Genomic DNA, 3,814 nt, shown 5'->3' with positions numbered 1-3,814 from the left:
GGGGTCAAGGGGTCGCAGGTTCAAATCCTGTCGTCCCGACAGTGATGTCGGAAGGCCGTTGGCCGGGTTAACGCCCAGGTCAACGGCCTTTTCCGTGACGGTGCATCAGATTCGGCGAGCATTCGTTCGTATGCGCTTGGGGACCAGTTGGGGACCAGGTGGTCCCGAAGTGGTTGAATCCGGGGGGTGAGGCGCCTCCGAAGGAGCGTTTCCGGCCCCGAAATTGACCACCCACAGTGACCGATATCAAATCTTGACCAACGATTTTTCGACACCCTATGACGCAATCCTGCCATGTTTTCGGGCAGTTGGGCGACTGTCTTCGAATCTGTCAAGACGTCAGCCGATTTCGTGACCTCGTGTCGGAGGTGTCGCGCGGATCCTCCCCGGACGCGTCTGTGTGCCCGTCGGGGTCTGCCTGCTACCCGTGATCATCTACGCACAGTGATCATCGTCGAGACGGTGCGGGTGGGCGGAGCGGCCTACGACCACGAGTGCGCGGAGGGCGCAGTATCAGACGAGGTCCGAGCCGCCTGCCCGGCCGCCCGGCCGAGGTGGCCACGCGATGGCTTGGTCCGCACATACCCGGGCCTCGGGCTCGCCGGTGAGGACCTGGTGCCTACGCTGCATGCGGCCGAGGGCGGGGCCGGCTGGTGATCTGAGTCGGAGGCTTGCCGTCGGTCGGGCACGAGTCGTCCCGGACCTTGTTCGCGACAGGCCTCGGACTCCTGTGGTACCCAGGAGTCCGTCGATCATGGCCCGGAGCGGGCCGCAGTACGAGGGGGACTCTGTGACCGGGCCGTCCATGCCAAGCCGTCCTTCCGGGCCGCCGCCCGCACCCGGGACACCGTCGCGGCCGACCGCCCCGCCGGCGCCGACGGCCGCCCCGGTCCGTCGCGGCGGGATCGATCTCCAGGGGTGGAGCGCTGTGGTGACCGCCGCCGTCGCGGTCGTCACCCTCGGCGCCGGCTTCGCGGGCGGCTTCTACACCCAGGCCCAGGTGACCGACGGCTCCCGGCCGCAGTCGGCCGTCACGGTGACCGTGCCCGGTCCGACCGTCACGGTGACGGGCCCCACGGTGACCGCATCCCCGGCGGGCAGTCCGGGCTCCGCGCCGGTCCTGAACCCGTTGCCCAGTGGGATGGCCGGCAGCCCGACACCGACCGTGGTGCGGGTCATCAGTGCCTCCCCGGACGGCGGTCAGGGCGGAACGAAGTCGGTCCTCACCGGCCGGGGCTTCCCGCCCAACGAGGTCGTCCGGGTGTCCTTCATCATCAAGGGCGACCTCGGGGAGGACTACAAGACACGCGACCTGCGCGACACCATGACGGACGCCACCGGGGCGTTCTCCGTCGAGGTGGTGATCCCCTCCGACCTGAAGTACGACGCGAACCTGAACGCGTACCTGCGTGCCCGCACGACTGCCACGAAGACCGAGACGGTGTTCGACCTCATCGCCTGATCGGTGCAGGTCGGTCCGCCGAAGCCGTCCTGCCGGCTCGTCCTGGGCCAGGCACAGTGCCTGGCCCAGCTCCAGCCGCCGCAGGTTCACCAGGACCAGCGCGGTCCGCGCATCCGCTGAGTTCCCTACTAACTGGGGCACGCCAGCTCGATGGCGGCGGAACCGAGCGTCAGCAGACTGACGTCAGGCCCGTCAGGGCCGGAGACGTTGGCGGCGTCGGCGATCCGGATGGCGCTGTTGACCAGGAGATCCCCCACCTCCGTGCAGGAAGGCCCCTTGCGCCACTTCAGGCAGCGACTGCTGTTGCTTCGGCGCGTGGGCACGATCTCGGCGGTGTGGGGCCAGTGCCTCCACCAGGTGCTCGCGCGAACCATCATCAGGCATCATGCGGCCTGGATGTGGCAGGCCCTGACCTACGGTTTCTGGACTGAGCGGACTGTCCGTCACCACCTTTCGACCGCTGGGGGTCAAGGGGTCGCAGGTTCAAATCCTGTCGTCCCGACTGGAGTTCTCTCCAAAGTCGCAGGTCAGAGGCCGTTTTCTCGTTCGCGAGGAAGCGGCCTTCGGCGTGCTCTGGGGCCTGCCTCTCACATTCGTCTCACGGTTTTCACGGTTCGACGGCGGGGCTGGGGACCGCTCGGCGCTGCGTGCTGGTGACTGTATGCGCTCATTATCCCGTATGTCTGATGCCGTGCACCGGCGTGACGCACTGTTCCGGCGACGAGGGAGGCGGCGCGACGCGCTCTGCGCTCAGTGTCCGGTCGTCATGTACCTGGAGTTCGTAGCCGCGAAGGTCATGGTTCCAGTCCCGGGCCATGTTGCTGACCGGCGCGAGCAGTTCGCGCCAGTCGGTCGACACGATAAGGGCACGGATGCGGTCAGGCGCGACCTGTTTGTCACGCTGGAGCAGCTCAGCGTACTTCGCGACCTCGTGCAACGCCTTACGCGACGTGGACGTCGCACGCTTCAACTCGATGCTTACCCACAGGCCGTGTCGATCGCGAGCGAGGATGTCAATCCAACCCCTCGTACGGAGCGGCGCGTCGCTCAGCGCAAACTCGCAGCGGACCAGGGTCAGTCCTGGTTCGAGAACGTCCAGCTGTTCCGCCAAGAGGTCCCGGAGCTGATGTTCGAGTAACGCGGTCATGAGCGATGACCGTGGCGGTGCGGGCTGACAAGGAGCCCAAGGCGGCGGGAACTCGCCCCCGCCGAGCTGATTGTCATCCTGGCTGGGGTGACGACCGCCCTCTGGTTGCGAACTCTAGTGGTGTGAGCGCGGGCTTGGGAGCTCGATGGGGTCGGCTGAGGTGAGGCCGTGGTCGACGGCGTCGCGGGCGGTCTGGGTGATGAGGTGGCCGTAGATGTTCGCGGTGGTGGACGGGGCGGCGTGCCGCAGGGTCTTGGAGACGACGGTGAGGGGGACGCCGGCGGTGATGGAGATGGTGGCCGCGAGGTGGCGAAGGTCGTGGACGGTGGTGCGCGGGAGGCCGAACTCGCGGCAGAGGTAGTGGAAGTGGTTGAGGACGTAGGCGGGGGTGAAGGGGGCGTCCGTCGGGGTGGTGGAAGACGAAACCGCCATCGTCCGCACGGAATTGTGAGGGACTCTTGTCCTCGGCGCGGTGGTGCAGCGCGATGGCGACGCGAGGGGATATGGCGACCCAGGCTTTGCTGGAGCGGGTCTTCGGTGAGGTGATGATCAGGCGGTTGTCGTCGATGACGGAGAGCGTGCAGCGGATGTAGAGGACACGTTCGGGTAGGTGGACGTCGTTCCAGTGCAGGCCGAGGGCTTCGCCTTTGCGGATGCCGGTGCCGATGAGGATCTCGATGAGGTCGGCGAAGGCGCGGTCTGTGGCGTGGCAGCAGTCGAGGAAGCGGATCGCATCCGGCGCGGTCCAGATGTGGCGCTTCCCGCCGCGGGTCTCAGGATGACTGTGGGGCGGGCCGGGTTGTAGGGGAGCCGGCGGTGGCGGACGGCGTCGCCGAGGGCGCTGGAGAGCGTGGCGAGGCGGCGGTGGACGGTGACCTGGCCGCGTCCGGCGGCGAGTTGGGTGTGGGTGAAGGCGGAGGCTGTTGCGCTTCCTGCGGATCACCATCCGCACGGTGCTGGCGCTTGCCGGCCGGCGCCCCCGACATCGCCCACGACAAGGGCGTACCCGGCCGGGCTCAGCTGTACATCGACGGCCGCCTGGTCGGCGAGACCGACATGCCGGTCACCACCCCGATCGCCGTCAACCCCGGCGGCATGGCCTGCGGCGCCAGCCCCGGTTTTGCGAACTCCCATCAACGACGGCAGCTTGGGCGGCGGTGCGGGCGCATCAGCCCGGCCCGAGTCGGTCACAGCGCAGCCCCCTG

At 68.0% G+C, this 3,814-nt stretch carries 6 protein-coding genes and 1 pseudogene; 3 read left to right on the top strand and 4 right to left on the bottom strand.

Annotated elements, in window-relative coordinates; genetic code table 11:
- Positions 1-931 precede the first annotated feature (931 nt).
- Positions 932-1,462 (top strand): hypothetical protein, encoded by a 531-nt coding sequence (locus tag ACIQOV_RS31805; RefSeq protein ID WP_401054149.1) that lies wholly within the window; start codon positions 932-934, stop codon positions 1,460-1,462.
- Between the two features lie 128 nt (positions 1,463-1,590).
- Here the strand turns inward: ACIQOV_RS31805 and ACIQOV_RS31800 are convergent, their stop codons facing one another.
- The 4 genes and pseudogenes from ACIQOV_RS31800 to ACIQOV_RS31785 all read right to left on the bottom strand — a co-directional run.
- The gene (locus ACIQOV_RS31800; RefSeq protein ID WP_401054147.1) at positions 1,591-1,719 is read right to left on the bottom strand and encodes a hypothetical protein; all 129 of its coding nucleotides are present in this window, start codon (positions 1,717-1,719) and stop codon (positions 1,591-1,593) included.
- A gap of 413 nt (positions 1,720-2,132) precedes the next feature.
- Positions 2,133-2,609, bottom strand: a complete 477-nt coding sequence (locus ACIQOV_RS31795; protein WP_401054146.1) for an endonuclease NucS domain-containing protein — start codon at positions 2,607-2,609, stop codon at positions 2,133-2,135.
- Between the two features lie 114 nt (positions 2,610-2,723).
- Positions 2,724-3,041 (bottom strand): tyrosine-type recombinase/integrase, encoded by a 318-nt coding sequence (locus tag ACIQOV_RS31790; RefSeq protein ID WP_401054144.1) that lies wholly within the window; start codon positions 3,039-3,041, stop codon positions 2,724-2,726.
- A 19-nt stretch (positions 3,042-3,060) separates the two neighbouring features.
- Positions 3,061-3,264 (bottom strand): annotated as a pseudogene (locus ACIQOV_RS31785) (site-specific integrase); the annotation flags it as partial.
- On the opposite strand from ACIQOV_RS31785, the gene ACIQOV_RS31780 reads away from it, so the two are divergent.
- Positions 3,220-3,414 carry a hypothetical protein gene (locus ACIQOV_RS31780; RefSeq protein WP_401054142.1) on the top strand — a complete coding sequence of 65 codons (195 nt, stop codon included), beginning with the start codon at positions 3,220-3,222 and terminating at the stop codon, positions 3,412-3,414. The pseudogene ACIQOV_RS31785 and the gene ACIQOV_RS31780 sit on opposite strands and share 45 nt — an antisense overlap.
- 11 nt (positions 3,415-3,425) lie before the next feature.
- On the top strand, positions 3,426-3,814 hold a 389-nt coding region (locus ACIQOV_RS31775), incomplete at its 3' end, for a hypothetical protein (protein WP_401054140.1).

The sequence above is a fragment of the Kitasatospora sp. NPDC091257 genome (genome assembly GCF_044757675.1).
Classification (GTDB): Bacteria; Actinomycetota; Actinomycetes; order Streptomycetales; family Streptomycetaceae; genus Kitasatospora; species Kitasatospora lactacystinica.
The sequence above is the reverse complement of the archived record's forward strand: the minus strand, read 5'-3'. Positions and strand labels throughout refer to the sequence as shown.

What these genes read in the sequence shown, in the direction of transcription:
- ACIQOV_RS31795 (WP_401054146.1), bottom strand. Translation starts at nt 2,609, where the DNA reads ATGACCGCGTTACTCGAACATCAGCTCCGGGACCTCTTGGCGGAACAG.
- ACIQOV_RS31790 (WP_401054144.1), bottom strand. Translation starts at nt 3,041, where the DNA reads ATGGCGGTTTCGTCTTCCACCACCCCGACGGACGCCCCCTTCACCCCC.